General features: G+C 59.4%; 4 protein-coding genes. All 4 read right to left on the bottom strand.

Going from position 1 to position 1,750, the window contains the following annotated elements; all coding sequences use genetic code 11:
- A partial coding sequence (locus NZM16_RS06225; RefSeq protein WP_295479350.1) for a CBS domain-containing protein occupies positions 1 to 263 on the bottom strand: 263 nt, incomplete at its 3' end.
- Positions 264 to 284: 21 nt separating this feature from the next.
- Entirely contained in the window at positions 285 to 800 is a 516-nt protein-coding gene (locus NZM16_RS06220) for a cytochrome c oxidase subunit II (protein ID WP_295450264.1), read from the bottom strand.
- A 50-nt stretch (positions 801 to 850) separates the two neighbouring features.
- Positions 851 to 976, bottom strand: coding sequence for a hypothetical protein (locus NZM16_RS06215; protein ID WP_295450266.1), 126 nt, complete (start codon positions 974 to 976; stop codon positions 851 to 853).
- 88 nt (positions 977 to 1,064) lie between these two features.
- Complete coding sequence (locus NZM16_RS06210) at positions 1,065 to 1,562, bottom strand: Rrf2 family transcriptional regulator (RefSeq protein ID WP_295450268.1); 498 nt, start codon at positions 1,560 to 1,562, stop codon at positions 1,065 to 1,067.
- Between the last annotated feature and the right edge of the window lie 188 nt (positions 1,563 to 1,750).

Genomic DNA, 1,750 nt, shown 5'->3' with positions numbered 1-1,750 from the left:
GAAAGATCCGGGTTCACCACAATGCACGGCTTGGTCATGACGTCGCGCACCAGCACCGATTGGGGGTTAAGGCCCTGGGCGACGACTTTGTAGACGATATCGGTTTCCGTGATGATGCCGTAGGCGTCTTCCTCATTCGATCGCTCCACGATAAGCGCTCGCAATCCTTTTTCTTTCATTAATGCGACCGCCTCAGCGACGGTGGCGGAAGGCTCGATGGTCACCACCTCGGTGGTCATAATGTCTTTCGCTTTCAGTCCCATGGCGCACCTCCTCTTGAGCAGTTAACGTATCCAGCAGGCCAGGGCCGAAGCCATCGTCCGCGCCGGATTGGGGTTCTGGGATCCGGCAGCCCGGGGCTCAACGATCAATTTGGCGAACATCGCGTGATGGCCGACCCCGCAGTATTCATGGCAGACGATGAGATATTCTCCCGGCCGATCGAAACGAGCCTGGGCCCGGTTCACCACGCCGGGGATGGCCATCAGGTTGATATTGGTCCCCTCGATCATGAGGCCATGTTGGACGTCCTTGCTGACGACATTGAATGTCACGCGGGAGCCAGCGGGGATCCGAATCTCGCGGGGGTTGAATAGCCACATCTGAGCCACCATATTGACGACGTATTCCCCAGGTGCGACTTCCACAACAGCGGGCTGATCAAAAGGGGGAACGTCGGTGACGCAGGTGGGAACGCGGATCCCCAAGCCGAAGGCGCCAACAACGATCGCGACGAAAAAGGCCGTCATTAACAGGCCAGACCCGAAGATCGCCACGCGCTCAAATGGGTCTTTTACCATGCCAGACCTCCTGGAATCAACAGGGATCAGCGAGACGAAGCGAAGAGCCCTCAAAAAGCGGTCATCCCTCGCGGAAGCAGGACGGTGAGATACAGGCCGAACCACATGGCAGCGAACAGAAGGATCATGCCAAGGAACACCAGCAAGGCAGCGCGGGGCTGGAACGTCTCGTGCATCCTTCGCCTCCTTTGTTGGATTTATGGGAGGACTCTCTGAGGCCAGGAAGGCCGCCCGGGGCAGCTTTCCTAGCGGTCGAAGCGTTCGCTAAATCCTTGGAGCCTGAGCGATGCTGGCCTCCTGGATGGATAAGGCGGCGGCCCCGTGGGCCCCGTTGCGGGATTGCATCGCCCGGATCTGACGACCTCGTTCCGCCACCTGGGCAAAGGTGGTGGAGCCCAGGAGCTGCTCCAGGTAAGCCTGGGCCTGGGCCCAGACAGGGTGGACCGCACAGAAACTCCAGCGCGGGCAGAGGTGGGGTTCCCGCGAACAGCGGTTCAGGCGGATAGGCCCTTCCATCGCCTCCAGGACCTCCAGTAAGGTGATCGATTCCGCGGGCCGGGCCAGCCGCACCCCGCCTCGCCGGCCTCGGCTGGCTTCAATGAAACCCGCCGCGCAGAGGTCCCGGATGATCTTCTGCAGAAAAGCATAAGGGATCGCCTGTCGCCGTGCGATATCCCGAGCCCGAGCTCGCATCCCCGATGGCAACATCGCCAGATCCAGGATCACCCGCATCGCATAATCGGCCCGCCGGCTGATCTCCATTGAGCTCCTCCATAAAATTCAGACATTATGGACCGATATAGTCCACTTTTAAGTTAAGAGCTCTACTCTGGGATGGGTAGTGTCGCTCATCACTCATCGACTATGACAGTGCTCACCTGAAAGCCCTCTCTCCACCTGGGCCAAGAGGGGATGGACTGGAGTAGTGCTTTGTCCAGTTATAAACTGGG

It is taken from the genome of Thermoflexus sp. (assembly GCF_025055495.1).
Lineage (GTDB): Bacteria > Chloroflexota > Anaerolineae > Thermoflexales > Thermoflexaceae > Thermoflexus.
Note: the sequence above shows the minus strand (reverse complement) of the source record. Positions and strands in the feature narration are given on the sequence as shown.

Excerpts from the sequence above, each read along its gene's own strand:
- NZM16_RS06220 (WP_295450264.1), bottom strand. The coding sequence starts at position 800 with ATGGTAAAAGACCCATTTGAGCGCGTGGCGATCTTCGGGTCTGGCCTG.
- NZM16_RS06215 (WP_295450266.1), bottom strand. The coding sequence starts at position 976 with ATGCACGAGACGTTCCAGCCCCGCGCTGCCTTGCTGGTGTTCCTTGGC.
- NZM16_RS06210 (WP_295450268.1), bottom strand. The coding sequence starts at position 1,562 with ATGGAGATCAGCCGGCGGGCCGATTATGCGATGCGGGTGATCCTGGAT.